This window comes from Bacteroides sp. AR29, from assembly GCF_900217715.1.
In the GTDB taxonomy this organism is placed as follows: Bacteria; Bacteroidota; Bacteroidia; order Bacteroidales; family Bacteroidaceae; genus Bacteroides; species Bacteroides uniformis.
On the sequence record NZ_OBMS01000030.1, the window covers coordinates 1 to 26,890 of the forward strand.

Sequence of the window (26,890 nt, forward strand, 5' to 3'; positions counted from 1 at the left end):
CCTCCATCACCTGCTGGTTCATCACTCTGCGGACACGTTTGCTGCTGTCATAGCGCACCGGCTGCTGCAGGTACGTGTCCATTGCTTCCGCATCGGGGTTGTCACCGACCGCTTGTTCGAAAGCCCGGAGATACTTGCGTACAGTCTTGCGGCTCATGCCGTTACGACGGGCGATCTCACGGATGCTCAATCCGTCACGCCTATAGGCGAGAATTATGGAATCTCTTTCTTCCATGTGGTACATATTATGAACGCCATTGGTTTTTATGAATATACCAATTTTGTTCGGTTAAACATACCCATGGGTGGGGCACTTTTTAAATGTTGTTCCGGGTCCCTTTTCAAGTGTTAGCTACATAAAGGACTTCGAAGTATTGGCAGGACCGTTTCGTTCGACCCAGCAGAAAACTTATATGATAGAAGGGCAAAACAAGCAAGATGAAAGCATTATCTATACTTACATTTTGCAAGCAAACAAGGTGGGAACATTCGTTATTCCCCCTGCGACTATTACCGCTAATGGAAGCCTGATAACTTCTAATTCAGTGCAAATAAAAGTACAATTTGCTCCCCCTACAGTAACTTCTGAAAATGTGAGGGATGATAAAGAAGAAAATGTAGCTGATAATAGTATATATGAAACTGTTGAACAAATGCCCGAATATCCCAGTGGCGGAACGGCTGGTTTGATGAACTTCATCAGCAAAAATCTAAAATATCCGACTATCTGCCAAGAATCAGGTGTGCAAGGCAGAGTTGTTGTGTCATTTGTAGTAAATAAAGACGGCAGTACTACCGATTTCCGTATTATACGAAGTGTGGATAAATATTTAGATAAAGAAGCACTGCGGGTTTTAAATGGTATGCCCAAATGGAAGCCCGGTAAACAGAAAGGTGTACCCGTAAGGGTTAGGTACACTGTCCCTATCAATTTTAAACTTTCATGAGGACTATATTAAGAATATTTTTATTACTGGCGTGTTGCTTCTGTACATGGCTGGCATGTAGTTATCACAATCAGAAGATTATCTCTAAAATTGAAAACGCTAACATTATAGTTATATCCAAGCAGGATATGCAGCTAAATTTAATCAACTACAAAGGAGACACATTGTTTTGCGCTCCTATCGCAGTAGGGAAGGCATACGGAAATAAGCAAAAACAAGGGGACATGCGTACTCCAGAAGGAGTATTTAAAGTCGTTGATATTCAAAATGCGTCAAAATGGACACATGATTTTCATGACGGAAAAGGAGAAATAGAGGGAGCATATGGGAAATATTTCATACGTTTAAAAGTACCCGGACATAAAGGAATAGGAATTCATGGAACACATGTCCCTGAAAGTATCGGAAGTAGAGCGACAGAAGGGTGTATTCGACTAAATAATGACGATTTAGAACGATTGGTAACCTTGATATATCCACCGCTAACAGTCGTTATTACCCCATCCGTAATGGACGAAAGCCTAAATTTGAAGAAATAAAATATTTCAATAGTAGAAAGGATTATTTACCTTACAAGTAAGTTGTCCTTTCTATTTGTATTTCCCACTTTGCTATTAAATCAAAGCACCCGATTTTACATTACTGGGTGTAAAATCGGGTGCTTGCTTTATAACTTATTGATTTTCAATATTTATTGCGGTGCGTACGGGACTCGAACCCGTGACCCCATGCGTGACAGGCATGTATTCTAACCAACTGAACTAACGCACCATTATTTCATTCTTTCGTTGCTATCTCTCTTGATTGCGGTTGCAAAGGTAGGCATTTCTTTGATATCTGCAATAGCTATGGCGAACTTTTTTCCAAGCGTTTTGTGCTGTATTTGCTTTATATCCTCATATTGAGAAGATTGGAAAAATAAGAGAAAAGTAAATTTAACAACTGTTTAGAAATACGTTTATGCACTGTTTTATTCTTGATATGAAAACCTTTCCTGGAGAAAACGAAACATTTCGGAGCTTGTTTTAAACTTCTTGCTCGAAAAGTTCGTTGTTTTGCAATAAATCGTTATTTTTGCGAACTCAAAAAGAGAATGTTGTAATTTGAAAAATGATAAAAAACATTTTAGGATGATGAAAACAGCCAAACTGTTGCTACACTGCCCTGACAAACCAGGCATATTGGCAGAAGTAACAGACTTTATAACGGTGAATAAAGGTAATATTATCTATCTGGATCAGTATGTAGACCATGTAGAGAATATCTTTTTTATGCGTATTGAATGGGAATTGAAAGATTTTCTGGTGCCTCAGGAAAAGATTGAGGATTATTTTGCCACTTTGTATGCACAGAAATATGAGATGAATTTCCGTCTCTATTTCTCCGATACAAAACCGCGTATGGCTATCTTTGTTTCAAAGATGTCCCATTGCTTGTTCGACTTGTTGGCGCGTTACACCGCTGGTGAGTGGAATGTGGAGATACCTCTTATTATAAGCAATCATCCCGATTTGCAGCACGTGGCCGAGCGTTTCGGTATTCCTTTCCATCTTTTCCCCATTACCAAAGAGACAAAGGAGGAACAAGAGAAGAAGGAAATGGAGTTACTGGCAAAGCATAAGATAACTTTCATAGTGCTGGCGCGCTACATGCAGGTCATTTCCGAGCAAATGATAAACGCTTATCCCAATAGGATAATCAACATTCATCACTCTTTCCTTCCGGCATTTGTGGGAGCGAAGCCCTATCATGCTGCGTTTGAACGTGGAGTGAAGATTATTGGAGCTACCAGCCACTATGTTACCACAGAGTTGGATGCCGGTCCCATCATAGAGCAGGATGTGGTGCGTATTACACACAAGGACACTGTGCAGGATTTGGTGAACAAGGGTAAGGACTTGGAAAAGATTGTGCTTTCTCGTGCTGTTCAGAAGCATATTGAACGCAAGGTGTTGGCATATAAGAACAAAACGGTAATATTTAATTAGTTGATAGTTGATAATTGATAGTTGATGGTGGGGAACTTGTCATTACCTTTCAATTATTACCTTTCAATGGTCAATTCTCAATTAAAAAAATGAAAGTTGCAGTTGTCAAATATAATGCAGGCAATATCCGTTCGGTGGATTATGCTTTGAAGCGTCTGGGAGTAGAGGCAGTGATTACGGCAGATGAGGCTGTGCTACGTGCTGCCGATAAGGTTATCTTTCCCGGTGTGGGAGAGGCGGAAACCACTATGGACTTTTTGCGTGCCGGTGGTATGGATAGGCTGATAAAGGAGTTACGCCAGCCGGTATTGGGCATTTGCCTGGGCATGCAGTTGATGTGCCGCCACTCTGAAGAGGGGGATGTGGATTGCCTGGGTATTTTTGATACTGATGTGAAACGTTTCATTTCGCAGAGGCACGAGGATAAAGTACCTCATATGGGATGGAATACCATTGCCCGGACGAATAGCGGACTTTTTAAAGGCTTTACTAAAGAAGAGTTTGTTTATTTCGTACATAGTTTCTATGTGCCAGTCAATGATTGTACGGCAGCCGTGACGGATTACATTCATCCGTTCAGTGCCGCTTTGCATAAAAGCAATTACTACGCCACACAGTTCCATCCGGAAAAGAGTGGAAGTGTGGGAGAGCGTATTTTGCGGAATTTCCTGGAACTGTAAATCGTCAAATTGTAAATAAAATGATAGAACTGATTCCCGCTATTGACATTATTGACGGAAAATGTGTACGCCTTTCCCAAGGCGATTATGACAGCAAGAAGGTGTACAACGAAAATCCCGTGGAAGTGGCCCTGGAGCTGGAGGCTCATGGTATCCGCAGACTTCATGTGGTCGATTTGGACGGTGCGGCTTCCCATCATGTGGTAAACTACCGTACGTTGGAACAGATAGCTGTGCGTACGTCTCTTATTATTGATTTTGGAGGTGGGGTGAAGAGTGATGAAGATTTGGTGATAGCTTTTGAGAACGGTGCGCAGATGGTGACCGGTGGCAGCATTGCTGTGAAGAATCCCGAATTGTTCTGCAAATGGCTTCAAATGTATGGTTCCGAGAAAATTATTCTTGGCGCTGATGTGAAAGAGCATAAAATAGCCGTCAATGGTTGGAAGGATGAGAGTGGCTGCGAACTGTTTCCGTTCTTGAAAGACTATGTAGAGAAGGGGGTCCGTAAGGTTATCTGTACTGATATCAGTTGTGACGGAATGCTGCAAGGACCATCGATAGCGTTGTATAAGGAGATACTGGAGCACCATCCTGAACTCTATCTGATAGCCAGTGGAGGCGTAAGCTGTGCCGATGATATACGCCATTTGGAAGTTGTCGGCATACCTGCCGTTATTTTCGGTAAGGCTTTGTACGAAGGCCGCATCACCTTCAAAGAACTGGAAAACTTTGTTAGTTGAAAGGTGAAAATTGAAAATTAATCACTTATAACTCATAACTTATAACTCAAACCGCCGTGTTAGCAAAAAGAATCATTTCTTGCCTCGACATTAAAGATGGGCAGACAGTGAAAGGTACCAATTTCGTGAACCTCCGCCAGGCGGGCGACCCGGTAGAACTGGCGCGTGCTTATAGTGAGCAGGGTGCCGACGAACTGGTTTTTCTCGACATCACAGCCAGTTTTGAAGGCCGTAAGACTTTCACTGAATTGGTGAAACGCATAGCTGCGAATATCAGCATTCCTTTTACTGTAGGTGGAGGCATTCATGAACTGGGTGACGTGGATAGGCTACTGAATGCAGGTGCCGATAAAATCTCCATCAATTCCTCAGCTATCCGCCGTCCCGGATTGATAGACGAGATTGCGAAGAACTTCGGTTCTCAGGTTTGTGTACTGGCAGTTGATGCCAAACAGACAGAGAAGGGATGGCGGTGCTACTTGAACGGTGGTCGTGTGGAAACGGATAAGGAACTGTTTGCGTGGACAAAAGAAGCCCAGGAACGTGGTGCGGGCGAGATATTGTTCACCAGCATGAATCACGACGGTGTCAAGACCGGTTATGCCAATGAAGCGCTTTCCAGCCTTGCCGACGGATTGTCCATCCCCATCATTGCATCGGGAGGGGCAGGTGCCAAAGAACATTTTCGTGACGTCTTTTTGCAGGGAAAAGCAGATGCTGCCCTGGCAGCCAGTGTTTTTCATTTCGGAGAAATCAAAATTCCCGAATTAAAATCGTATCTTTGTGCCCAAGGAATTGCGATGAGAAGATGAAGGTGAGTTTACGATTGGACGATTTACGATTTACGATTGGGATTACTCAAGCAAATCATAAGTCTCCAGTCACTTAAAGTAATATCAATCGTAAATAGTAAATAGCTAAATCGTAAATAGAATGGATTTTGACAAGATGAACGGACTCGTTCCGGCGATTATACAAGATGCAGATACCGCTAAGGTGCTGATGCTTGGCTTCATGAACAAGGAGGCTTATGACAAGACGGTGGAAACTGGAAAGGTGACTTTCTTCAGCCGTACCAAGAACCGTCTTTGGACGAAAGGCGAGGAGAGTGGCAACTTCCTGAATGTGGTTTCCATGAAGGAAGACTGTGACCGGGATACGTTACTGGTGCAGGTACATCCCGTAGGCCCGGTTTGCCATACCGGTACAGATACTTGCTGGGGTGAGAAGAACGAACAGCCGGTTATGTTTCTAAAGCTTCTTCAGGATTTCATCTGTAAGCGTTATGATGAAATGCCCGAAGGTTCCTATACGACCAGTCTTTTCCAGTCCGGTATCAACAAAATGGCACAGAAGGTAGGCGAAGAGGCTGTGGAAACCGTCATTGAGGCTTGCAACGGTACGGACGAACGCCTGATTTATGAAGGAGCTGATTTGTTGTATCACCTCATCGTGCTGCTCACATCCAAAGGATACCGCATTGAAGACCTTGCGCGTGAATTGGAGGAACGTCACAGTGCGACGTGGAAGAAACATTAAGTAATTAAAAATTAATAATTAAAATGGGGGTGGGTGAGGCGCTGATAAGATATACGGACGTAGAGATACACCAGCAGGAGTTGTGCGTACTGAACGATGTGAATTTGGAACTTCACAAAGGGGAGTTCGTGTACCTGGTAGGTAAAGTGGGCTCCGGCAAGACGAGCCTGCTCAAGACTTTCTATGGCGAACTGGATATTGCATCGGGCGAGGCTGAAGTATTGGGGTATGACATGCTCCATATTAAGCGTAAGCACATCCCGCAGTTGCGCCGTAAGCTGGGAATCGTATTCCAGGACTTCCAGTTGCTGACAGACCGTACGGTGTACGATAACCTTGAATTTGTTCTCCGTGCTACCGGTTGGAAGAGCAAAGGGGAGATTAAGGACAAAATAGAAGAGGTGTTGAACCTGGTGGGGATGAGCAACAAAGGATATAAGCTGCCTAATGAACTGTCGGGTGGTGAGCAACAGCGCATTGTGATTGCGCGTGCAGTGCTCAACTCTCCGGAGATAATCCTTGCGGATGAGCCTACCGGAAACCTGGATTCGGAAACCGGACATGCCATTGCAGAACTTCTGCACGGCATCAGTGAAGCCGGCGCACTGGTGGTGATGACCACGCACAACCTGCAGCTGCTGCGAGAGTTTCCCGGCAAGGTGTACCGGTGCGCAGACCATCTGATGACTGATGTTACAGTAGAATACGCCCCTGCAATAACCAATGATTAGTAGTTAAGTAGTTATCTCTAACTACTGATTCTTATAAAGAACAGAAATTAACGATAAAGCTCCGCAGCTGCCTACTTGTAGCTCGTAGCTTGTAACTATAAACTAATTAATACAGGAACGAAAATGAAAGTTTTAAAGTTTGGAGGTACTTCAGTAGGTTCGGCTCAGCGAATGAAGGAAGTGGCCAAATTGATTACCGATGGTGAACGTAAGATTGTGGTTCTCTCTGCCATGTCGGGTACCACAAACACATTGGTTGAGATTTCGGACTATCTGTACAAGAAGAATCCGGAAGGTGCCAACGAGATTATCAACAAGCTGGAAAGTAAATATCGCCAGCACATTGATGAACTCTTTGCTACTCCGGAGTATAAACAGAGAGGCCTGGAACTCATCAAATCACATTTTGACTATATCCGTTCTTATACCAAAGACCTCTTCACTCTGTTTGAGGAGAAAGTGGTGTTGGCTCAGGGCGAGTTGATTTCCACCGCCATGATGAACTACTATCTGCAGGAATGCGGCGTGAAGTCTGTGTTGCTTCCGGCTTTAGAATACATGCGTACGGACAAGAATGCCGAGCCCGATCCGGTCTATATCAAGGACAAGCTCCAGGTTCAGCTGGAACTGCATCCGGATGCTGAGATTTATATCACTCAGGGGTACATCTGCCGCAACGCCTACGGCGAGATAGACAATCTGCAGCGTGGCGGAAGCGACTATACGGCTTCGCTGATTGGTGCTGCCATCAACGCTTCCGAAATCCAGATTTGGACGGATATCGACGGCATGCACAACAACGACCCCCGTATTGTGGACAAGACTGCGCCGGTGCGTCATCTGCATTTCGAAGAGGCCGCCGAGCTGGCATACTTCGGTGCCAAGATTCTGCACCCTACCTGCATCCAGCCTGCCAAGTATGCCAATATCCCCGTCCGTCTGCTCAATACGATGGACCCCACTGCTCCGGGTACGCTGATTTCCAATGATACGGAGAAGGGTAAGATTAAGGCGGTGGCTGCCAAGGACAACATTACGGCCATCAAGATAAAATCCAGCCGCATGTTGCTTGCTCACGGATTCTTGCGTAAGGTTTTCGAGATATTCGAGAGCTACCAGACTTCCATCGATATGATTTGTACTTCAGAAGTGGGTGTGTCCGTATCTATCGATAATGTGAAGCATCTCAATGAAATTCTGGATGACTTGAAGAAGTATGGCACAGTGACGGTGGACAAGGACATGTGCATCATCTGCGTGGTGGGCGACCTCGAATGGGAAAACGTCGGTTTCGAAGCCAAGGCATTGGATGCCATGCGCGACATACCGGTACGTATGATTTCTTTCGGTGGTAGCAACTATAATATTTCTTTCCTCATCCGCGAGTGCGACAAGAAGGCTGCGTTGCAGTCACTCAGTGATGCGCTGTTCAATGAGGAATAACTCTTGATATTTTTCAGACGCAGATTACACAGATGACGCAGATTCTTTTTGCTTCCTATTTGTGTAATCTGCGTCATCTGCGTCTGAAAAATTATTTGTAGACACCTCTTTCATCTTCCTTTTTTTAAACTAAACAAAGATTACGATTATTATATGAAAGGAACATTCCCTATCCATAAATTCCGCGAATTGCGTACTCCCTTCTATTACTACGACACAAAGGTCTTGCGCGACACACTTTCGTGCATCCGTACGGAAGCTGCCCGATATGGCAACTATTCGGTGCATTATGCTGTGAAGGCCAATGCCAATCCCAAGGTGCTTGCCATTATCCGCGAGAACGGCTTGGGTGCCGACTGTGTAAGTGGCGGTGAAATCCGTGCAGCCATCAAGGCAGGTTTTCCCACTGGCAAGATTGTTTTTGCAGGGGTGGGCAAGGCTGATTGGGAAATCAATCTGGGGCTGGATTATGACATTTTCTGCTTTAATGTGGAGTCTGTCCCCGAGCTGGAGATTATCAACGAGCTGGCTGCCGCTAAAGGTAAGGTGGCCAATGTGGCTTTCCGTATCAATCCCAATGTAGGTGCCCATACCCATGCCAATATTACCACTGGGCTGGCCGAAAACAAGTTTGGTATCAGCATGCAGGATATGGACCATGTGATAGACATTGCGCAGAATATGAAGAACCTGAGATTCATCGGACTGCATTTCCACATCGGTTCCCAAATATTGGATATGGGCGATTTCGTGGCTTTGTGTAACCGCGTCAACGAATTGCAGGATAAGCTGGAAGCTCGCCATATCCGCATCGAGCACGTCAATGTGGGGGGCGGACTCGGCATTGACTACGGTCACCCCAATCGTCAGCCGATACCCGACTTCAAAAGCTACTTCGAGACTTACAACAGCCATCTGAAACTCCGTCCCCACCAGACGCTCCACTTCGAGCTGGGACGTGCGGTAGTGGGACAATGCGGTTCATTGATTTCGCAGGTGCTTTATGTGAAGCAGGGCACCAACAAGCAGTTTGCCATTCTGGATGCCGGCATGACGGATTTGATTCGTCCGGCACTCTACCAAGCGTTCCATAAGATAGAGAATATCACTTCGGATGCGCCGGTTCAGGCTTATGATGTCGTAGGGCCCATCTGTGAGTCTTCTGATGTATTCGGTAAGGCTATTGATTTGAATGGGGTGAAGCGTGGCGACCTTATCGCCCTCCGTTCGGCAGGGGCTTATGGCGAAATTATGGCTTCGGGCTATAACTGCCGTGAGCTGCCTCAAGGATATACGTCGGACGAGCTGGTATAGAGAGGCTGGAGATGCGTTGCATGAATGGCGAAGCATTTATTATACCAAGGCTTCTGTTTTTATATAAAAAATGTTATTGCGTGAACAACTTTTAAGGTTTCTTGTTACTTTTGTAATGATTTCAATTTAAATAAATACGATTATGATTACAGAAAAATTACAGAATGCAATTAATGAGCAGATTACGGCTGAGATGTGGTCTTCCAACCTTTATCTGGCAATGTCTTTCTATATGGAGAAAGAAGGTTATAACGGCATGGCTTCCTGGTTGAAGAAGCAGGCTTCTGAAGAAAAAGCTCATGCTTGTGAAATGGCTTCTTATATCATCAAGCGTGGCGGTAAGGCCAAACTGGACAAGATTGATGTTGTTCCCAATGACTTCGGTACTCCACTGGAAGTGTTCGAGCAGGTAGCCCAGCACGAACGCCGTGTTTCCAAAATGATTGATGAATTGGTAGATGTTGCCTCTGCCGAAAAAGATAAGGCTACACAAGACTTCCTTTGGGGATTCGTGCGCGAGCAGGTAGAAGAAGAAGCTACTGCCGACGGCATTGTAGATATGATAAAGAAAGCCGGTGATGCCGGAATCTTCTTCGTTGACTCAAAACTGGGAGAACGTAGATAAGAGAGAAACTAAAAAAAATCCCGCGGCTAATTTTAGTCGCGGGATTTTTTTTAGTTATGAGTTATAAGTTGTGAGTTATTTGTTGATGAAGGGCTTATATCCGCAAGGGAAAGCACAAGCAAATAACTTATAACTCATCACTCATTTCAGCACTCCCAGCTCTTTCCCCACCTTAATAAATGCAGCGATACATTTGTCCAGATGCTCCTTTTCGTGTCCGGCAGAGATTTGTACGCGGATGCGTGCCTGGTCTTTGGGCACTACGGGGTAGTAGAAGCCGGTGACGTAGATGCCTTCTTCCTGCATGCGGGTGGCATAAATCTGGGAGAGTTTGGCATCATACAGCATGACGGCGCAGATGGCGCTTTGTGTCGGCTTGATGTCGAAACCGGCGGCGGTCATCTTGTCGCGGAAGTAGTTCACGTTTTCCAGCAGTTTGTCATGCAGGGCATTGCTCTCTTTGAGCATCTTGAATACCTCGAGGCTGGCGCCGATGATGCCCGGAGCCAATGAGTTGGAGAAGAGGTACGGACGGCTGCGTTGGCGTAGCAGGTCGATGATTTCCTTGCGTCCGGTAGTGAATCCTCCCAAAGCGCCGCCAAAGGCTTTGCCCAAAGTTCCGGTATAGATGTCTACGCGTCCGTAGGTGCCGTATTGTTCGCTTACGCCGTGTCCCGTAGGGCCTACCACGCCGGCGGAGTGTGATTCGTCCACCATGACCAGCGCGTCGTATTTCTCGGCAAGGTCGCAAATGCAGTCCATCGGGGCAACGTTGCCGTCCATGGAGAATACCCCGTCCGTAACTACGATACGGAAACGCTGTGCCTGGGCTTCCTGCAGGCATCTTTCCAGGTCGGCCATGTCGGCATTGGCGTAGCGATAGCGTTTGGCTTTGCAGAGGCGTACGCCGTCAATGATGGAAGCATGGTTTAGGGAGTCCGAGATGATGGCGTCTTCCTCGGTGAAGAGGGGCTCGAACACACCGCCATTGGCGTCGAAACAAGCGGCGTAGAGAATGGTGTCTTCAGTCTTGAAGTAGTCGGAGATGGCTGCTTCCAGCTCCTTGTGGATGTCCTGCGTTCCGCAGATGAAGCGTACGGACGACATGCCGTATCCGCGGCGTTCCATAATCTGCTGGGCGGCGGCAATCAGCCGCGGGTGGTTGGACAGTCCCAGGTAATTGTTGGCACAGAAGTTCAGCACCTCTTTGCCTTTTACGCTGATGGCAGCTTGTTGTGCACTCTCAATCAGTCGCTCTTCCTTGTAGAGTCCGGCTTCTTTTATTTCAGCAAGTGTCTTGCTGAGATGGTCTTTCATTTTACCGTACATAGCATTTTATTTTTTAGGTAATACGTTGTCATTACATTTCCCACAAAGAACATCATTTTTCTTGGAATAAACAATATCAATATGGCAGAAATATGAAAAAAAAGTATGTATATTTGCACCATATATAATAACGAAACCTTATAAATAACTCGTATGAAGAATATTTTGGTAATTGGAGCTACCGGACAGATTGGGTCGGAACTCACGCTGGAGTTGCGCAAACGTTATGGCGATGACCATGTTGTGGCAGGATACATTCCGAGTGCTATGCCCAAGGGAGAATTGAAAGCATCCGGCCCTTCGGCCATTGCCGACGTGACAGACCGTCAGTCCATCGAGGTGGTGGCACGTCAGTTCAAGATTGATACTATCTACAACCTGGCTGCCTTGCTCTCGGTAGTTGCCGAAAGCCGTCCGGCCATGGCTTGGAAAATCGGTATCGACGGGTTGTGGAATGTACTGGAAGTGGCACGTGAGTACAATTGTGCCGTGTTTACTCCGAGTTCCATCGGTTCGTTCGGCGAAGCTACGCCTCATGTGAAGACACCGCAGGACACTATCCAGCGTCCGCGTACCATGTATGGGGTGACAAAAGTGACGACTGAATTGTTGAGTGACTATTACTATACAAAATATGGTGTGGATACACGCTCGGTACGTTTTCCGGGAATCATTTCGAACGTGACCCCTCCGGGTGGCGGCACTACGGACTATGCGGTGGATATTTTCTACTCTGCCGTGAAGGGAGAAAAATTCGTATGTCCGGTGAAGGCCGGCACGTATATGGATATGATGTATATGCCCGACGCACTGAACGCGGCCATCTCGCTGATGGAAGCGGCACCGGCAAGGCTGAAGCACCGCAACGCTTTCAACATCGCCTCCATGAGTTTTGACCCGGAACAGATTTATCAGGAAATTAAGAAGCATATGCCTGATTTTGAGATGGCATACGAGATTGATCCGCTGAAGCAGGCCATTGCCGACAGCTGGCCCGACTCTCTGGATGACTCTTGTGCACGCGAGGAATGGGACTGGATGCCGCAGTACGACCTGGAGTCCATGACCGTAGACATGCTTGAGAAATTAAGAGCTAAATTAAACAAGTGACCGTAAGCGGTCCGTAAAGAATGAAAAAACTTTTATTGGGATTTTTGTTGTTCACCTTTTTGATTTCGTGCGGAAACAAAAAGGCGAAAATGGATCCCTTTGCTACCATTACGGAAATGGTGGATTCGGCCGGTCACAAGGCCGATACGCTGCTGGAAGCAGAAGTGAAGGAAGAACCGAAGCCGATGGAGGCAGACGAGCTGTTTGATGATTTTATCTTCAATTATGCTTCGGATGATGCCCTGCAAAGGCAGAGGACGGTATTTCCTTTGCCCTATTATGACCGTGACACTCCGCTGAAGATAGAGGCGGACTTCTGGAAGCACGATTATCTGTTTACCAAGCAGAACTATTACACCTTGCTTTTTGATAAGGAAGAGGATATGGACATGGTGGGCGATACTACGCTGACATCGGTACAAGTGGAGTGGATTTTCTTGAAAACGCGTATGATGAAGCGTTATTATTTTGAGAAGAAGCGGGGAATGTGGATGCTCGAAGCCATCAACCTGCGCGAGATGGAGAAAGGCGAAAATGAGGACTTCGTGGAATTCTATACCCGTTTTGTGACGGACAGTGTCTATCAGAGCAAGCATATCAGCCATCCGCTACAATTCATCACCATAGACCCTGATGACGAGTTTTCTATTCTGGAAACTACTTTGGATGTGGACCAGTGGTATGCCTTTCGTCCGGTAATGCCTACCGACAGATTGTCTAATATCAATTACGGACAGAAGAATGAGGACTTGTCGGATACCAAAATACTGAAGGTAAATGGCATAGGCAACGGATACTCCAATATCTTCTATTTCCGCAAACGCAGTAAGGGATGGGAGCTGTACAAATATGAAGACACGAGCATTTAAAATAAAGGAGGAAAGGTTTGAGGAAGATACCCAATACATTTGGAATTGACGTTACTGCTGCAAGATTTCTGGAATACGGTTCGGAGGATGAACTGCAGGAGCTGATTGCAGCAGGACAGGTCGTTGCGCCCTGGCTGCATATCGGTGGAGGGAGCAACCTACTCTTTATTAAGGATTATGAAGGCACGGTACTGCATTCACGTATCGGTGGCCTGGAGGTGACGTCAGAGGATGAGGAGCACGTGTCGGTGCGTGTGGGCGCCGGTGTGGTATGGGACGATTTTGTGGCCTACTGTGTGGAGCGGCATTGGTATGGTGCCGAGAACCTTTCGCTGATACCGGGTGAGGTGGGGGCGAGCGCAGTACAGAATATCGGTGCCTATGGTGTGGAAGTAAAGGACCTGATAACATCCGTGGAAACCATAAACATGGCAAGGGAGAAGCGTATCTACGGGGTGGACGAATGCGGCTACTCCTACAGAAAGAGCTTGTTTAAGCAACCGGAGATGAAGACCGTGTTTGTGACTTACGTGAACTTCTGCCTGGGTAAACGGGAACATTATACATTGGATTACGGTACTATCCGGCAGGAGCTGGAGAAATATCCGGTGCTGAATCTGGAAACTTTGCGCCGCGTGATTATAGACATCCGTCAAAGCAAGTTGCCCGACCCGAAGGTGCTGGGCAATGCGGGTAGTTTTTTTATGAACCCCATCGTGCCGCGTCGGCAGTTCGAGTCTTTGCAACGGGAATATCCGGATATGCCCCACTATGATGTGGATGCCGGCCGGGTAAAGATACCGGCTGCCTGGATGATAGACCGGTGTGGCTGGAAAGGGAAGGCGCTGGGGCCTGCTGCGGTGCACGGCCGGCAGGCGTTGGTACTGGTGAACTCGGGTGGTGCCACGGGAGCGGATATTGTTGCTCTTTCGGATGCCGTGCGGGCTTCTGTCCGCGAGAAATTCGGCATTGACATTCACCCGGAAGTTTGTTTGATAAAATAGTAAGAGAGTTTTGACGCACCCAAACATCGTTGTATATAACCTGATTTTAGAAATTTATTTGATTTAGTCAATGGGAAAACTCAGAATACTAGGAAGCGGAACTTCGACCGGAGTGCCTGAGATAGGCTGTACTTGTCCGGTCTGCACTTCCACTGACCCGCGGGACAACCGCTTGCGTGCGTCATCCCTGCTGCATACGGATGATGCGGTGATATTGATAGATTGTGGCCCTGACTTTAGGGAACAGATGCTGCGCGCCTCTTCTTTTGAGAAGATAGACGGCGTACTGGTGACACACGAACACTATGACCATGTGGGCGGTCTGGATGATTTGCGCCCGTTCGGCCGTTTTGCCGATATCCCTATCTATTCCGATGCCTACACTGCTGCCCATCTGCGGGCAAGGATGCCTTACTGCTTTGTCGATAAAGTATATCCGGGAGTTCCGCGTATCTATCTGCAGGAAGTGGAGGCGGGGCAGGCGTTCCACATCAACCGGACGGAGGTGCTGCCTTTACGGGTGATGCACGGTAGGCTTCCCATCCTGGGCTACCGCATTGGCGGCCGGCTGGGATATATTACGGATATGCACATGATGCCTGAAGAATCTTATGAACAATTGAAGGGCTTGGACGTTTTGGTAATGAATGCTTTACGGCCAAAGCCGCATCCTACGCACCAGAGTATTTCGGAGGCGTTGGAGGCTGCCGGACGTATTGGTGCCAAAGAGACCTATTTTATCCATATGAGCCATCATGCAGGGCTTCATGCCGACATCGAAAAGCTGTTGCCACCCCATGTACACTTTGCCTACGATGGACTTGAAATAGATTTCTAAACTTTTTGAAACATTTGTTTTGTTTTATTAGTAGAAAATGCTATTTTTGCCAAAAGTTGATGAATAAATGCCATGAAACTCCGACTCCTCATACAGATAGCTGTCGTTGTGTCCATAGTGCTGCTATGTACCGGTTTTGGCGTGTATTCCTTCCTGCGGTTGAATTCGGTGGAGAACCGGCAGGATTTCAATCTTTATACTTTGGTGCCGCAAGATGCCACAGCCATACTCGAAACTGACCGTATGGCAGACCTCGTGGAGGATATCAATGAACTGAATTGCAGCAAAGACAATCATTTTCTATACGTATCGGAGCTTTTTGTTTACTTGAAGAAATATTTGTATACTTTGGTGGAGGATACTCCGCATGGACTGAGTAAACAGATGAACAAGATGCTGATTAGCTTTCACGAGCCGGATACACCGATGAACCAAGTATTGTATTGCAGTTTGGGTTCGGGTGATTATGAGTTGGTGGAGTCTTTTGTGGAGAAGTACTGCTCCAGTTCGTTTCCTTCCAAGTATTTCGATTACAAGGGAGAGGAGATACGTATCTATCCCATGGCAGACGGTCGTTTTCTGGCTGCCTACTTCACTCCCGATTTTCTGGTTGTAAGTTTCCAGAAGCGTTTGATAGAACATGTGATTGATGCGCGGCGCAGCAAAAAGTCCCTGATGAACCTCCCTTCTTTCCGCACTATGTACGCGGGCAAGCAGAGTAACGTGGCTGCCACGGTCTATGTGCGTATGAAAGGAGTGGATATGGGGAAGCCTACGGACGGTATCCGTTCGCAGACGCAGCTGGGCAGTTGGGCGGAGTTTGACATGAAGTTCAATGAAGATGCCATTTATTGCTCCGGCATCAGCCATGGGTCGGATTCCACACAGACGTTTATCAATGCCTTGCGGGTGCAGCAGCCGGTAGAGGACGGATTTTCCGGGGCTCTGCTTCCGTCTTCCACTTTTTTTTACGATCGCTGGGCAATGTCTGACAGAAATTCCTGGTTTGGCTTTACTGCCAGTCAGGAGTATGCCAAGGCCACCTATTCAGACTATATCAAGCAGCGCGACGAGGAGTGGATTGCTTACTTGAATGAGCATGCGGGCGAGAGCGTGATGTCTTGCTTGTTCCAGTCTAAAGACACGTTGGACAAGCTGCCTTGCGCCGTGATGTGTATCCCTCTCAAGGATGAACTGGCAGCGGAACGCCGCTTGCAGTCTCTGCTTTACAGTACCCCCAAGGAAGAGGATGCTCCGCTTATGCCGAAGGTGGTTTCAAATAATTCGTTGTATCCCAAAGCAAGGAAGTTCCCTAAATATGTGTTGCCCCGTAACACGCTGCTCACCCAACTGACGGGCATCACGGAGTCTGCCCTTTATACCTTTGCCTGTTTCTATCGGGGTAGTCTGTTGCTGGCTCCCGATGCACTGAGCCTTTCGGCCTATATTGAGGCGGTGGAGAGTGGAGATGTGTTAGACGGAACACCGGTGTACGAAGAGGGCATAGGCAGTCTTTCACCCATATATAATTTTGTGATGATGGTGGATATGGAGATGATGCTGAGCCAGCCTGAAACGTATGTGCGTCTGATACCGAACTTCTTCTTCCGTCAATCCAACTTCTTCCGTCATTTCATGCTTGCAGTACAATTCACTTGTACAGAAGGGGTGGTTTATCCGAATATCGTATTGCTTTATAAAGGGTGATTAATCGGTCATTCTGTAGAGTGCTGAGGGAAAATAAGCACGAGGAAAGTCAAAATACACACTCACCACAGATTGCACAGATTAAAACAGCTAAAAAATCTTGATTATCAAAATTCTAGAATAAACTGTGTTAATCTGTGCAATCTGTGGTGAATTATAACATATTCTTAGAACGGCAGGTCATCCTTTGCATCCCCTGCGAGGAATTCCGGTGCGGCAGTGGGAGCCGGCGGTGGAACGGGAGCGCCCGGAGCGGGTGCGGCAGTGCTTACGCGTTCTACCTTCCATGCGCGAATACTGTTGAACCAACGGTCTTGCCATTGGCGTGCGTCTACATCAAAAGATACTGTCAGCTCTTCGCCCATCTGAATATTGAACTGTTCGATTTTGTCCGCTCCAAATACGTCAAAACACATTTTGCGCGGATATTGGCCATGGTCTTCAATCACATATTCTTGTGATTTCCATTCGTTACCTGACTTGGAAACTCCGCCTCTGGGCTGGAGTATAGCGATGATTTTTCCTGTAAATTCCATTGTTTTCTTTTTAAATGATGCGGCGAAGTTACAATTTTTTAGGAATATGAGACGAATATTCGGCTGTTTTTTCTTGCTATTTCTTTGTCGTAGGGAATTCTTTTTTTAACTTTGTCCGTCAGTTTGAAAAAGATAAAAACGGTTTCTAAGACGTTAGCAAAATAAAAAACTTAAATATACAGAAGATATGAAATTTATCGTTTCGAGTACTGCGCTCTCCAGTCATTTGCAGGCTATCAGCCGTGTGATTAATTCGAAGAATGCGTTGCCTATTTTGGATTGTTTCCTCTTTGAACTGCAAGACGGAACCTTGTCTGCAACTGTTTCCGACAGTGAAACGACGATGGTCACTACGGTCGAAGTGAATGAAAGTGATATGGACGGCCGTTTTGCCGTCACAGCCAAAACCCTTTTGGACGCTTTGAAGGAAATTCCCGAACAACCGTTGACTTTTGAAATCAATACGGATTCCCTTGAAATCACGGTACAGTATCAGAACGGTAAATACAGCCTGATGGGGCAGAATGCGGACGAGTTCCCGCAGTCTGCCATGTTGGGTGACAATGCCGTACGTGTGGAAATGGATGCACAAGTGTTGCTGGGTGGTATCAACCGTGCCGTGTTTGCTACGGCTGATGACGAGCTTCGTCCCGTGATGAACGGTATCTATTTCGATATTACAACGGAGGACATCACGATGGTGGCATCAGACGGTCATAAGCTGGTGCGCTGCAAGACACTGGCTGCCAAAGGTAACGAACGTGCCGCCTTTATCCTGCCCAAGAAGCCGGCTTCGCTGATGAAGAATCTGCTGCCGAAAGAGCAAGGCATGGTGACTATCGAGTTCGACGAACGCAACGCTGTGTTCACATTGGAAAGCTACCGCATGGTGTGCCGTCTTATCGAAGGACGCTATCCCAACTACAACTCTGTGATTCCGCAGAACAACCCTTATAAAGTGACGGTAGACCGTCTGCAACTGCTCGGTGCTTTGCGCCGCGTGTCTATCTTCTCTTCGCAGGCAAGCAGCCTTATCAAGCTCCGTATGCAGGAGAATCTGATTGTCATCTCCGCACAGGACATCGACTTCTCTACATCGGCCGAAGAAACACTGGTTTGCCAATATGCGGGCAATCCGATGAGCATCGGTTTCAAGTCCACGTTCTTGATTGACATTCTGAATAACATTTCTGCCGATGAAATCGTTATCGAACTGGCAGATCCTTCACGTGCAGGTGTCATTATTCCGGTAGAGCAGGAAGAGAACGAAGACTTGCTGATGCTGCTGATGCCGATGATGCTGAATGACTGATGAATATTAGCAATCGGATTATGAGCTACGAGCTACAAGTGGCTGCGCAATTATGCCGCACGGTACTTGTAGCTCGTGGCTTGTAAGTTAAACTTATAATTTATAGCTCATAGCCAGAGCTTATAAAACGAAAAAACAATGAAATTGAATCTGAAAAATCCGATAGTCTTTTTTGATTTGGAGACTACGGGTACCAATATCAACTCAGACCGAATTGTCGAAATCTGTTACCTCAAGGTATATCCCAACGGGAATGAGGAGTCCAAAACCATGCGTATCAACCCCGAAATGCCCATTCCTGCCGAAGCATCTGCCGTTCATGGCATCTACGATGCCGATATAGCCGACTGCCCCACATTCAAGGAAGTGGCGCGCAACATTGCCAATGACATTGAAGGATGCGACTTGGCGGGCTTCAACTCCAACCGTTTTGATATCCCCGTCCTGGCGGAAGAGTTCCTTCGTGCCGGTGTGGACATTGACATGAGTCGCCGCAAGTTTGTGGACGTGCAGGTCATTTTCCACAAGATGGAGCAACGCACGCTGTCTGCTGCCTATAAATTCTATTGCGGCAAGAATTTGGAAGACGCCCATACGGCAGAGGCTGATACACGTGCCACCTACGAAGTGCTGATGTCGCAGTTGGACCGCTATCCGGAGTTGCAGAATGACGTGGCTTTCCTTGCCGACTATTCCAGCTTCAACAAGAATGTGGACTTTGCCGGTCGTATGGTCTACGATGACAAAGGTGTGGAAGTATTCAACTTCGGCAAGTACAAGGGCATGTCGGTATCCGATGTCCTGAAGCGCGATCCCGGCTATTACAGCTGGATTCTGAACAGTGATTTTACCCTGAATACCAAAGCCACGCTGACCAAGATACGTCTGCGTGAAATGACTCAGAAATAAATGGCAAATATACTGAAAGGGAAGAAAATAGTATTGGGCATTACGGGCAGCATTGCCGCCTATAAAGCATGCTATATTATTCGCGGACTGATTAAGCGTGGTGCAGAGGTGCAGGTGGTCATTACGCCTGCCGGAAAAGAATTTATTACCCCTATCACGCTCTCTGCCCTGACCAGCAAACCGGTTATCAGTGAGTTCTTTGCCCAACGCGATGGCACCTGGAACAGCCATGTGGACCTCGGTCTGTGGGCAGATGCCATGCTGATAGCCCCGGCTACGGCTTCCACCATCGGCAAGATGGCGAATGGCGTGGCAGACAATATGCTGATTACCACCTATCTTTCCGCCAAAGCTCCGGTGTTTGTGGCGCCTGCCATGGACCTGGACATGTATGCCCATCCTTCCACCCAAAAGAATCTGAATACACTCCGCTCTTATGGAAACCACATCATAGAACCTGCTACGGGAGAACTCGCCAGCCATCTGGTGGGGAAAGGCCGTATGGAGGAGCCGGAGAATATCATCCGCCACCTGGAAATGTACTTTGCTGCCAAAGATGGCGACCTGGTGGGCAAGACAGTGATGATAACCGCAGGACCTACTTATGAGAAGATAGACCCGGTGCGCTTCATCGGCAACTATTCTTCCGGCAAGATGGGACTTGCCCTGGCAGATGAATGTACCGCCAGAGGGGCCAAGGTGATACTGATTGCCGGTCCGGTGCAGCAAGGCACTTACTTCCCGATGCACCAGTACCATGCGGTAGAGTCGGCGCAGGAGATGTTCGAGGCTGCATCCGCCGCCTTTGTCCATGCCGATGCCGCCATCTTGACGGCTGCCGTGGCAGACTACACCCCCGAACAAGTGGCGGATGAGAAAATCAAGCGTGAAAAGACCGGGGAGATGAGTTTGAACTTGAAACCTACTCGCGACATAGCCGCTTTCTTAGGCAATCTGAAGAACGATACAGAGCACCAACGGCGCCTCCTCGTAGGCTTTGCCCTTGAGACTCATAACGAGCAGATGAATGCGGAAGACAAGCTCAACCGCAAGAATCTGGACTTCATCGTGCTGAACTCCCTGAACGACAAGGGAGCCGGTTTTCGTTGCGATACCAATAAAATCAGTATCATAGACCACCAGGGAAAGACGGACTACCCCTTGAAGTCCAAAGCCGAAGTGGCTGCCGACATCGTAGACCGTCTGGTGAAAGATTTAAATAGTAAATAGTAAATCGTCAAATCGTCAATATCCTTATGTTGCGTTCGCTTTACATACAGAATTATGCGCTTATTGAAAAGCTCGATATCAGCTTCAGCAGCGGTTTCTCGGTGATAACGGGTGAGACCGGTGCTGGAAAATCCATTATTCTGGGTGCCATCGGTCTGCTGCTGGGACAGCGTGCCGATGTGAAAGCCATTCGTGTAGGAGCTTCGAAGTGCATTATCGAGGCCCGTTTTGATATTTCCGCTTACGGTATGCAGCCTTTCTTTGAGGAGAATGAGTTGGAGTACGAGGAAGAATGCATCCTGCGCCGCGAGGTGTCCGCTTCGGGCAAGAGCCGGGCATTCATCAATGACACGCCTGCTTCATTGGCTCAGATGAAGGAGTTGGGAGAACAGCTGATTGACGTGCATTCCCAGCATCAGAACCTATTGCTGAACAAGGAAGGGTTTCAGTTGAATGTACTGGACATCTTGTCGCATAACGAAGAGGCCTTGTCTGCTTACCAGCATATCTTCGGAGCATGGAAGCAGGCACAGCAGGATTTGGAGGCCCTTGTTGCCCGTGCCAATCAGGATAAGTCGGACGAAGACTATATCCGTTTCCAACTGGAACAGTTGGAAGAGGCACACTTGTCTGCCGGTGAGCAGGAGGAGCTGGAGCAAGAGGCAGATACGCTGAGCCATGCGGAAGAGATAAAGGCCGGACTCTATCGGGTAGGGCAGACGCTCTACTCGGACGAAGGAGGCTTGTTGTCCGGGCTGAAGGAATGCCTGAATACGATGCTCGGCCTGCAGAGGGTTTATCCGGTTGCCGGGGAACTTGCCGAACGCATGGAAAGCACTTATATCGAGTTGAAGGATATTTCGCAGGAAGTGTCGGGTAAGGAGGATGAAATAGAGTTCAACCCCGAACGTCTGGATGAAGTGAACGAACGTCTGAACTTGATTTATACGCTCCAACAGAAGCACCGCGTTTCCACTGTCGGTGAACTTCTGGCGCTGACGGATGAATACGCCGCCAAACTCTCCGCCATCACTTCGTCCGACGAGCACATCGAGGAACTGAAAGCGCGTTGCGACGCTTTATATAATAAGGTGAAAAAGCAGGCTGCCGTCCTCACCAAGGCGCGTACTGCCGTTGCCCGTGAAGTGGAGAAGCAGATGGCTGCGCGGCTGGTTCCGTTGGGCATGCCCAATGTCCGTTTCCAGGTAGAGATAGGTGCCCGCAAAGAGCCGGGCATACACGGGGCGGATACTGTGAACTTCTTGTTTTCCGCGAATAAGAACGGGGCATTGCAAAGCGTCTCCTCCGTAGCTTCGGGTGGTGAAATAGCCCGCGTCATGCTCTCCATCAAGGCAATGATAGCCGGTGCCGTCAAGCTTCCTACCATTGTATTCGACGAAATAGATACCGGAGTCTCCGGCGAGATAGCCGACCGCATGGCGGATATCATGCAGGAGATGGGCGAGCAGGACCGCCAGGTAATCAGTATCACCCATCTGCCCCAGATTGCTGCCCGCGGACGCGCCCATTATAAGGTGTACAAGCAGGACAACGAGACGGAAACAAACAGTCACATCCGTCGTCTGACCGACGATGAACGTGTGGAAGAAATAGCCCATATGCTGAGTGGTGCTAAGCTGACCGAAGCCGCACTGAACAATGCCAGAGCATTGCTGGAAGTATCAAATAGTAAATAGTAAATCGTCAAATAGTAAATACCCATATATGGTTGATAACAGTGAAATGATTTTCGGCGTTCGTGCCGTGATAGAAGCCATTCAGGCAGGAAAAGAGATAGACAAGATATTGGTAAAGAAGGACATTCAGAGTGATTTGTCAAAAGAGCTGTTCGCTGTCTTGAAAGGGACTTTGATACCGGTACAGCGCGTTCCGGTGGAACGCATCAACCGCGTGACGCGGAAGAATCACCAGGGAGTGATTGCCTTCATCTCTTCAGTCACTTACCAGAAGACGGAGGACTTGGTACCTTTCCTTTTCGAGCAGGGCAAGAATCCTCTGTTTGTGATGCTCGACGGCATCACGGATGTCCGCAATTTCGGTGCCATTGCCCGTACTTGCGAGTGTGCGGCGGTAGATGCCGTGATTATCCCTGCACGGAACAGTGTATCTGTCAACGCAGATGCCATGAAAACCTCGGCAGGAGCCTTGCACACTTTGCCCGTTTGCCGCGAACACAGCCTGAAAGAGACCCTGCAATTCCTCAAGAATAGTGGTTTCCATATCGTGGCAGCCACGGAGAAAGGCGATTACGACTATACCAAAGCCGACTATACCGGTCCGATGTGCATCATTATGGGTGCCGAAGACAAGGGGGTGTCCTATGACAACCTGGCGTTGTGTGACGAGTGGGTGAAGATTCCCATGTTGGGAACCATCGAGTCCCTCAATGTTTCCGTTGCAGCCGGCATTTTGATTTATGAAGCGGTAAAACAAAGAACCAACTAAGATATGAAAAAGAAATTGCTGTTGATGCTCACTCTCTGTTTATTGGCTCAGTGGAGTGTGGCACAAGCCCCGAAGTGGGTAGACAAAGCCAAACGTGCCGTTTTTTCGGTGGTGACCTACGACCAGGACGATAAGATACTGAATACTGGAAACGGCTTTTTTGTCACTGAAGATGGCGTTGCGCTTTCTGACTACACCTTGTTCAAAGGTGCCCGGCGCGCCGTTGTGATGAGCTCGGACGGGGCACAGATGCCGGTGGAGGCCATTATGGGGGCCGATGACATGTACGATGTTGTCAAGTTCCGTGTCGGCATCCCCGGAAAGAAAGTCACGGCACTCACTTTGGCTGCTGTGGCTCCGGCCGTCGGTGCGGATGTATATCTGCTGCCTTATTCCACCCAGAAGGACCGTTCCTTCACTGCCGGGAAAGTAAAGGAAGCTGATAAGATTTCCGGTAACTATTCCTATTATACACTTGATATGCGTTTGAAGGACAAGATGGTGAGTTGTCCGCTGATGACTGTGGACGGGCAGGTCTTCGGCCTTGCGCAGAAGTCCTCCGGACAAGACACGGCTACCATCTGCTATGCCATTGATGCCAATTTCGCCATGTCGCAGAATATCTCCGCATTGTCTTATGGAGATATGTCATTGAAGGGCATCGGTATCAAGAAGGCATTGCCCGATACCGAAGAGCAGGCTTTGGTGTTCCTCTACATGGCTTCTTCCCAACTGTCTCCGGAGAAGTATATGGAGACTCTGAACGATTTCATTGCACAATATCCTGCCAGTGCCGACGGTTATCTGCGCCGCGCTTCCCAGCATCTGTTCATGTCCCGTGAAGATGCTTCCATGGATAAGGTCGCCGCAGATATGGATAAGGCTTTGGAGGTTGCGGCAAAGAAAGATGATGTGTATTACAACCGGGCCAAGATAATCTATAATTATGCATTGGGCAAGCCCGAGAAAGTTTATAAGGACTGGTCGCTCGACAAGGCTCTGGACGAGGTACGGAAAGCGATAGCCATTGACGAGCTTCCGGTTTATGTCCAGTTGGAGGGTGACATCCTGTTTGCCAAGCAGGACTATCCGTCGGCATTTACCAGCTATGATAAAGTGAATAAGACCATTCTGGCCTCTCCGGCTACCTTCTTCAGTGCTGCCAAGACCAAGGAACTGATGCAGGCACCTGCCGAAGAGGTACTGGCTCTGATGGACAGTTGTGTGGCCCGCTTTACCCAGCCCTATACGGAGGAAGCCGCCCCTTACTTGCTGGAGCGTGCCCAAGCCCGTATGAATGCAGACCAGGCGCGTAATGCCATGCTGGATTATGACGCCTATTACAATGCCGTGAACGGTAAAGTGAACGACATGTTCTACTATTACCGTGAGCAGGCTGCCTTGAAGGCCAAGCAGTACCAGCGTGCGCTGGACGATATGGCGAAGGCCATCGAACTGAATCCGGAAGATTTGACCTACCGTGCCGAACTGGCAGTGGTGAATCTTCGCGTGGGACGTTACGAGGAGGCGTTGAATGTGCTGAAGGCTGCTCTGGAGAAAGACCCTAAATATGCCGAAGCCTACCGTCTGATGGGTATCGCCCAGCTGCAGATGAAGAAGGACAAGGAAGCTTGTGCCAGCTTTGCCAAGGCAAAGGAATTGGGTGACCCCAATGTGGATGCTTTGATTGAGAAGCATTGCAAGTAAAGGGATGGGATAGAATAAAGGCTCTGCTTTCGCAAGCAGAGCCTCTGTTTTGGGGAACTCCCCCGTGTTAAATGAGTTAAGTCTAGGTATAACAGGTTATGAGTGAAATTACGTTGTTTTATTTATAAAATGCGTGGATTTCCGGAATACTGCATATACTTCGGATTTTTTTATTTCAAAAAAGGAAAATAGACTCGATTATTAATAAAAACAAACTTTGACAATCATGAAGAAAGTGATTTGCAGCCAGAAGGCACCGGGCGCCATAGGCCCTTATAGCCAGGCTATCGAAGCCGGCGGAATGGTATTTGTATCAGGTCAGTTGCCTATTGACGCAGCTACCGGAGTGATGGCTGAAGGTGCGGAAGCGCAAGCTCGCCAGTCCTTGGAGAATATAAAGCATATCCTGGAAGAGGCAGGGCTGGGTATGGCGAATATTGTGAAGACAACTGTTTTCCTGGCAGACATGTCCTTGTTCGCTGATATGAACAAGGTATATGCCACTTATTTTGACGGTGCTTTCCCGGCACGTTCGGCTGTGGCAGTGAAGGCGCTGCCCAAAGATGCCTTAGTAGAGATTGAGTGCATCGCGGTTCGCTAACAAGTCGGCCACAATGAAACTGCTGCCTCCCACGAAGATGAAATCTTCCGGGAGGCTTTTTTCTTGTGCGGCCTGCACGGCGGCGGGTACGTCAGGATAGCAATGCCCTTTCAGGCCAGCTGCTGCGGCCAGCTCCTGTAGTTCGCTTTCGGGCAATGCTCGCTTCACGCTGGCTTTGGTGAAGTAGTAGGTCGCTTCCCGGGGCAGCAGGGCCAGTACCCCCCGTATATCCTTGTCATTCACCATGCCTATGATGATGTGTAGCTGGCGGTAAGCCTGTTGTTTCAGTTGTTCTGTAATGTAGGTGATGCCTCCCACATTGTGGCCGGTGTCACAAATCAGGGTGGGCGAGTCCTGCAGTTTTTGCCAGCGTCCCATCAAGCCCGTCAGTTCCACCACACGGGCAAAGCCACTGCGCACTGCTTGTCCGTCCAGCCGGTAGCCGGCTTCTTTCAGTAGCGGGAGGGCGGTGAGGATGGTCCGGGCATTTTTCTGCTGGTAGAGCCCTTTCAGTTCGTATTCTATTCCGGGATAGTCTTCACGGTCATTCTCCTCGGCAAAGTAGATGGGAGCACCCGTTGTCTGTGCTTTTTCCAGAAATACCGGTTTCGTTTCGGGAGTGGTCTCGCCGATTACAACGGGGATACCGCTTTTAATGATTCCTGCCTTCTCTCCTGCGATTTTTGCCAAGGTGTCCCCCAGGAATTGGGTATGGTCAAAACTGATGTTGGTGATGATGCATACATCCGGACGGATGATATTGGTACAGTCCAGGCGTCCGCCTAGTCCCACCTCGATTACGGCTACATCCACCTTTTCATCGGCAAAGTAGCGGAAGGCCATGGCGGTGGTCAGCTCAAAGAAAGAGGGATGGAGGGGTTCGAAGAAGCCACGTTCCTGCTCTACAAAACGGATGACGTATTCCTCGGGTATAGGCTGTCCGTTAATCCGGATGCGCTCCCGGAAATCCACCAGATGGGGCGAGGTATAGAGCCCGACCCTGTATCCTGCCTCTTGCAGTATGGCGGCAAGCGTATGCGAGCAGGAACCCTTTCCATTGGTACCGGCCACATGAATGCTGCGGAAACTGCGGTGGGGATGTTCGAAGTGTGCGTCCAGGGTCAGAGTGTTTTCCAATCCTTCCTTGTATGCTGAGCCGCCCACTTGCTGAAACATGGGCACACTGTTATATAAGTAAGTTAAAGTGTCCTGATAATCCATCTTTTATAATATTTAACGGAGAAGCAATCCTTTCTCCCTAT

At 48.1% G+C, this 26,890-nt stretch carries 27 protein-coding genes and 1 tRNA gene; 23 read left to right on the forward strand and 5 right to left on the reverse strand.

What is annotated here, in order from left to right:
* Window positions 1-235: helix-turn-helix domain-containing protein (locus CSD97_RS16765; protein ID WP_143272436.1), on the reverse strand; the 235-nt coding region annotated here is incomplete at its 3' end.
* 70 nt (window positions 236-305) lie between these two features.
* Here CSD97_RS16765 and CSD97_RS19215 point away from each other — a divergent pair.
* Window positions 306-947, forward strand: coding sequence for a TonB family protein (locus CSD97_RS19215; RefSeq protein ID WP_098032758.1), 642 nt, complete (start codon window positions 306-308; stop codon window positions 945-947).
* Window positions 944-1,486, forward strand: a complete 543-nt coding sequence (locus tag CSD97_RS16775) for a L,D-transpeptidase (protein ID WP_227238900.1) — start codon at window positions 944-946, stop codon at window positions 1,484-1,486. The genes CSD97_RS19215 and CSD97_RS16775 overlap by 4 nt, the downstream gene beginning before the upstream one ends.
* Before the next feature lie 158 nt (window positions 1,487-1,644).
* On the opposite strand, the gene CSD97_RS16780 is transcribed toward CSD97_RS16775, so the two are convergent.
* Window positions 1,645-1,718: transfer RNA gene (locus tag CSD97_RS16780), tRNA-Asp, on the reverse strand.
* Window positions 1,719-2,077: 359 nt separating this feature from the next.
* Between CSD97_RS16780 and purU the strand changes: the two genes are divergently transcribed.
* From purU to CSD97_RS16825, 9 genes are all read left to right on the forward strand, one after another.
* Window positions 2,078-2,935: a formyltetrahydrofolate deformylase gene (gene purU, locus CSD97_RS16785; protein WP_005831431.1), complete on the forward strand. Its 858-nt coding sequence runs from the start codon at window positions 2,078-2,080 to the stop codon at window positions 2,933-2,935.
* Between the two features lie 89 nt (window positions 2,936-3,024).
* Window positions 3,025-3,615: an imidazole glycerol phosphate synthase subunit HisH gene (hisH, locus tag CSD97_RS16790; RefSeq protein ID WP_022402026.1), complete on the forward strand. Its 591-nt coding sequence runs from the start codon at window positions 3,025-3,027 to the stop codon at window positions 3,613-3,615.
* A 20-nt stretch (window positions 3,616-3,635) separates the two neighbouring features.
* On the forward strand, window positions 3,636-4,358 hold the full coding sequence (gene hisA / locus CSD97_RS16795) for a 1-(5-phosphoribosyl)-5-[(5-phosphoribosylamino)methylideneamino]imidazole-4-carboxamide isomerase (RefSeq protein WP_005831427.1): 723 nt from the start codon (window positions 3,636-3,638) through the stop codon (window positions 4,356-4,358).
* A 56-nt stretch (window positions 4,359-4,414) separates the two neighbouring features.
* Window positions 4,415-5,170: an imidazole glycerol phosphate synthase subunit HisF gene (gene hisF / locus CSD97_RS16800; RefSeq protein WP_005831425.1), complete on the forward strand. Its 756-nt coding sequence runs from the start codon at window positions 4,415-4,417 to the stop codon at window positions 5,168-5,170.
* Window positions 5,171-5,291: 121 nt separating this feature from the next.
* Complete coding sequence (hisIE, locus tag CSD97_RS16805; protein WP_009038209.1) at window positions 5,292-5,897, forward strand: bifunctional phosphoribosyl-AMP cyclohydrolase/phosphoribosyl-ATP diphosphatase HisIE; 606 nt, start codon at window positions 5,292-5,294, stop codon at window positions 5,895-5,897.
* 23 nt (window positions 5,898-5,920) lie between these two features.
* Window positions 5,921-6,628: an ATP-binding cassette domain-containing protein gene (locus CSD97_RS16810; protein ID WP_173675122.1), complete on the forward strand. Its 708-nt coding sequence runs from the start codon at window positions 5,921-5,923 to the stop codon at window positions 6,626-6,628.
* Between the two features lie 123 nt (window positions 6,629-6,751).
* Complete coding sequence (locus CSD97_RS16815; RefSeq protein WP_098032759.1) at window positions 6,752-8,071, forward strand: aspartate kinase; 1,320 nt, start codon at window positions 6,752-6,754, stop codon at window positions 8,069-8,071.
* A 153-nt stretch (window positions 8,072-8,224) separates the two neighbouring features.
* On the forward strand, window positions 8,225-9,385 hold the full coding sequence (gene lysA, locus CSD97_RS16820) for a diaminopimelate decarboxylase (RefSeq protein ID WP_005831416.1): 1,161 nt from the start codon (window positions 8,225-8,227) through the stop codon (window positions 9,383-9,385).
* 142 nt (window positions 9,386-9,527) lie between these two features.
* The gene (locus tag CSD97_RS16825; RefSeq protein ID WP_005831414.1) at window positions 9,528-10,010 is read left to right on the forward strand and encodes a ferritin; all 483 of its coding nucleotides are present in this window, start codon (window positions 9,528-9,530) and stop codon (window positions 10,008-10,010) included.
* Between the two features lie 141 nt (window positions 10,011-10,151).
* On the opposite strand, the gene kbl is transcribed toward CSD97_RS16825, so the two are convergent.
* Entirely contained in the window at window positions 10,152-11,339 is a 1,188-nt protein-coding gene (gene kbl, locus CSD97_RS16830; RefSeq protein WP_057089478.1) for a glycine C-acetyltransferase, read from the reverse strand.
* Window positions 11,340-11,492: 153 nt separating this feature from the next.
* Here kbl and CSD97_RS16835 point away from each other — a divergent pair, with 153 nt between their 5' ends.
* The 5 genes from CSD97_RS16835 (at window position 11,493) to CSD97_RS16855 (ending at window position 16,867) form a co-directional block, all read left to right on the forward strand.
* Window positions 11,493-12,449: an NAD-dependent epimerase/dehydratase family protein gene (locus tag CSD97_RS16835; protein WP_005831407.1), complete on the forward strand. Its 957-nt coding sequence runs from the start codon at window positions 11,493-11,495 to the stop codon at window positions 12,447-12,449.
* 20 nt (window positions 12,450-12,469) lie between these two features.
* Window positions 12,470-13,318: a DUF4348 domain-containing protein gene (locus tag CSD97_RS16840; protein ID WP_098032760.1), complete on the forward strand. Its 849-nt coding sequence runs from the start codon at window positions 12,470-12,472 to the stop codon at window positions 13,316-13,318.
* 17 nt (window positions 13,319-13,335) lie between these two features.
* Entirely contained in the window at window positions 13,336-14,322 is a 987-nt protein-coding gene (gene murB / locus CSD97_RS16845; protein ID WP_098032761.1) for a UDP-N-acetylmuramate dehydrogenase, read from the forward strand.
* A gap of 70 nt (window positions 14,323-14,392) precedes the next feature.
* The gene (locus CSD97_RS16850; protein WP_034529604.1) at window positions 14,393-15,160 is read left to right on the forward strand and encodes an MBL fold metallo-hydrolase; all 768 of its coding nucleotides are present in this window, start codon (window positions 14,393-14,395) and stop codon (window positions 15,158-15,160) included.
* Window positions 15,161-15,232: 72 nt separating this feature from the next.
* Entirely contained in the window at window positions 15,233-16,867 is a 1,635-nt protein-coding gene (locus CSD97_RS16855) for a DUF3352 domain-containing protein (RefSeq protein ID WP_005831393.1), read from the forward strand.
* 167 nt (window positions 16,868-17,034) lie between these two features.
* Here the strand turns inward: CSD97_RS16855 and CSD97_RS16860 are convergent, their stop codons facing one another.
* The gene (locus CSD97_RS16860; RefSeq protein WP_005831391.1) at window positions 17,035-17,403 is read right to left on the reverse strand and encodes a DUF3127 domain-containing protein; all 369 of its coding nucleotides are present in this window, start codon (window positions 17,401-17,403) and stop codon (window positions 17,035-17,037) included.
* A 187-nt stretch (window positions 17,404-17,590) separates the two neighbouring features.
* Here CSD97_RS16860 and dnaN point away from each other — a divergent pair, with 187 nt between their 5' ends.
* From dnaN to CSD97_RS16895, 7 genes are all read left to right on the forward strand, one after another.
* Window positions 17,591-18,715 carry a DNA polymerase III subunit beta gene (dnaN, locus tag CSD97_RS16865; protein WP_005831387.1) on the forward strand — a complete coding sequence of 375 codons (1,125 nt, stop codon included), beginning with the start codon at window positions 17,591-17,593 and terminating at the stop codon, window positions 18,713-18,715.
* A gap of 138 nt (window positions 18,716-18,853) precedes the next feature.
* Window positions 18,854-19,624, forward strand: a complete 771-nt coding sequence (locus CSD97_RS16870) for a 3'-5' exonuclease (protein WP_005831385.1) — start codon at window positions 18,854-18,856, stop codon at window positions 19,622-19,624.
* Window positions 19,625-20,854: a bifunctional phosphopantothenoylcysteine decarboxylase/phosphopantothenate--cysteine ligase CoaBC gene (coaBC, locus tag CSD97_RS16875; RefSeq protein WP_098032762.1), complete on the forward strand. Its 1,230-nt coding sequence runs from the start codon at window positions 19,625-19,627 to the stop codon at window positions 20,852-20,854.
* 26 nt (window positions 20,855-20,880) lie between these two features.
* Window positions 20,881-22,551 carry a DNA repair protein RecN gene (recN, locus tag CSD97_RS16880; protein ID WP_098032763.1) on the forward strand — a complete coding sequence of 557 codons (1,671 nt, stop codon included), beginning with the start codon at window positions 20,881-20,883 and terminating at the stop codon, window positions 22,549-22,551.
* Window positions 22,552-22,579: 28 nt separating this feature from the next.
* The gene (gene rlmB, locus CSD97_RS16885) at window positions 22,580-23,320 is read left to right on the forward strand and encodes a 23S rRNA (guanosine(2251)-2'-O)-methyltransferase RlmB (RefSeq protein WP_005831382.1); all 741 of its coding nucleotides are present in this window, start codon (window positions 22,580-22,582) and stop codon (window positions 23,318-23,320) included.
* Between the two features lie 3 nt (window positions 23,321-23,323).
* Window positions 23,324-25,027, forward strand: coding sequence for a serine protease (locus tag CSD97_RS16890; protein ID WP_016274346.1), 1,704 nt, complete (start codon window positions 23,324-23,326; stop codon window positions 25,025-25,027).
* Between the two features lie 226 nt (window positions 25,028-25,253).
* Window positions 25,254-25,628 (forward strand): RidA family protein, encoded by a 375-nt coding sequence (locus CSD97_RS16895; RefSeq protein ID WP_005831379.1) that lies wholly within the window; start codon window positions 25,254-25,256, stop codon window positions 25,626-25,628.
* On the opposite strand, the gene CSD97_RS16900 is transcribed toward CSD97_RS16895, so the two are convergent.
* The gene (locus CSD97_RS16900; protein ID WP_098032764.1) at window positions 25,596-26,849 is read right to left on the reverse strand and encodes a folylpolyglutamate synthase/dihydrofolate synthase family protein; all 1,254 of its coding nucleotides are present in this window, start codon (window positions 26,847-26,849) and stop codon (window positions 25,596-25,598) included. The two genes, CSD97_RS16895 and CSD97_RS16900, sit on opposite strands and share 33 nt — an antisense overlap.
* Window positions 26,850-26,890 lie beyond the last annotated feature (41 nt).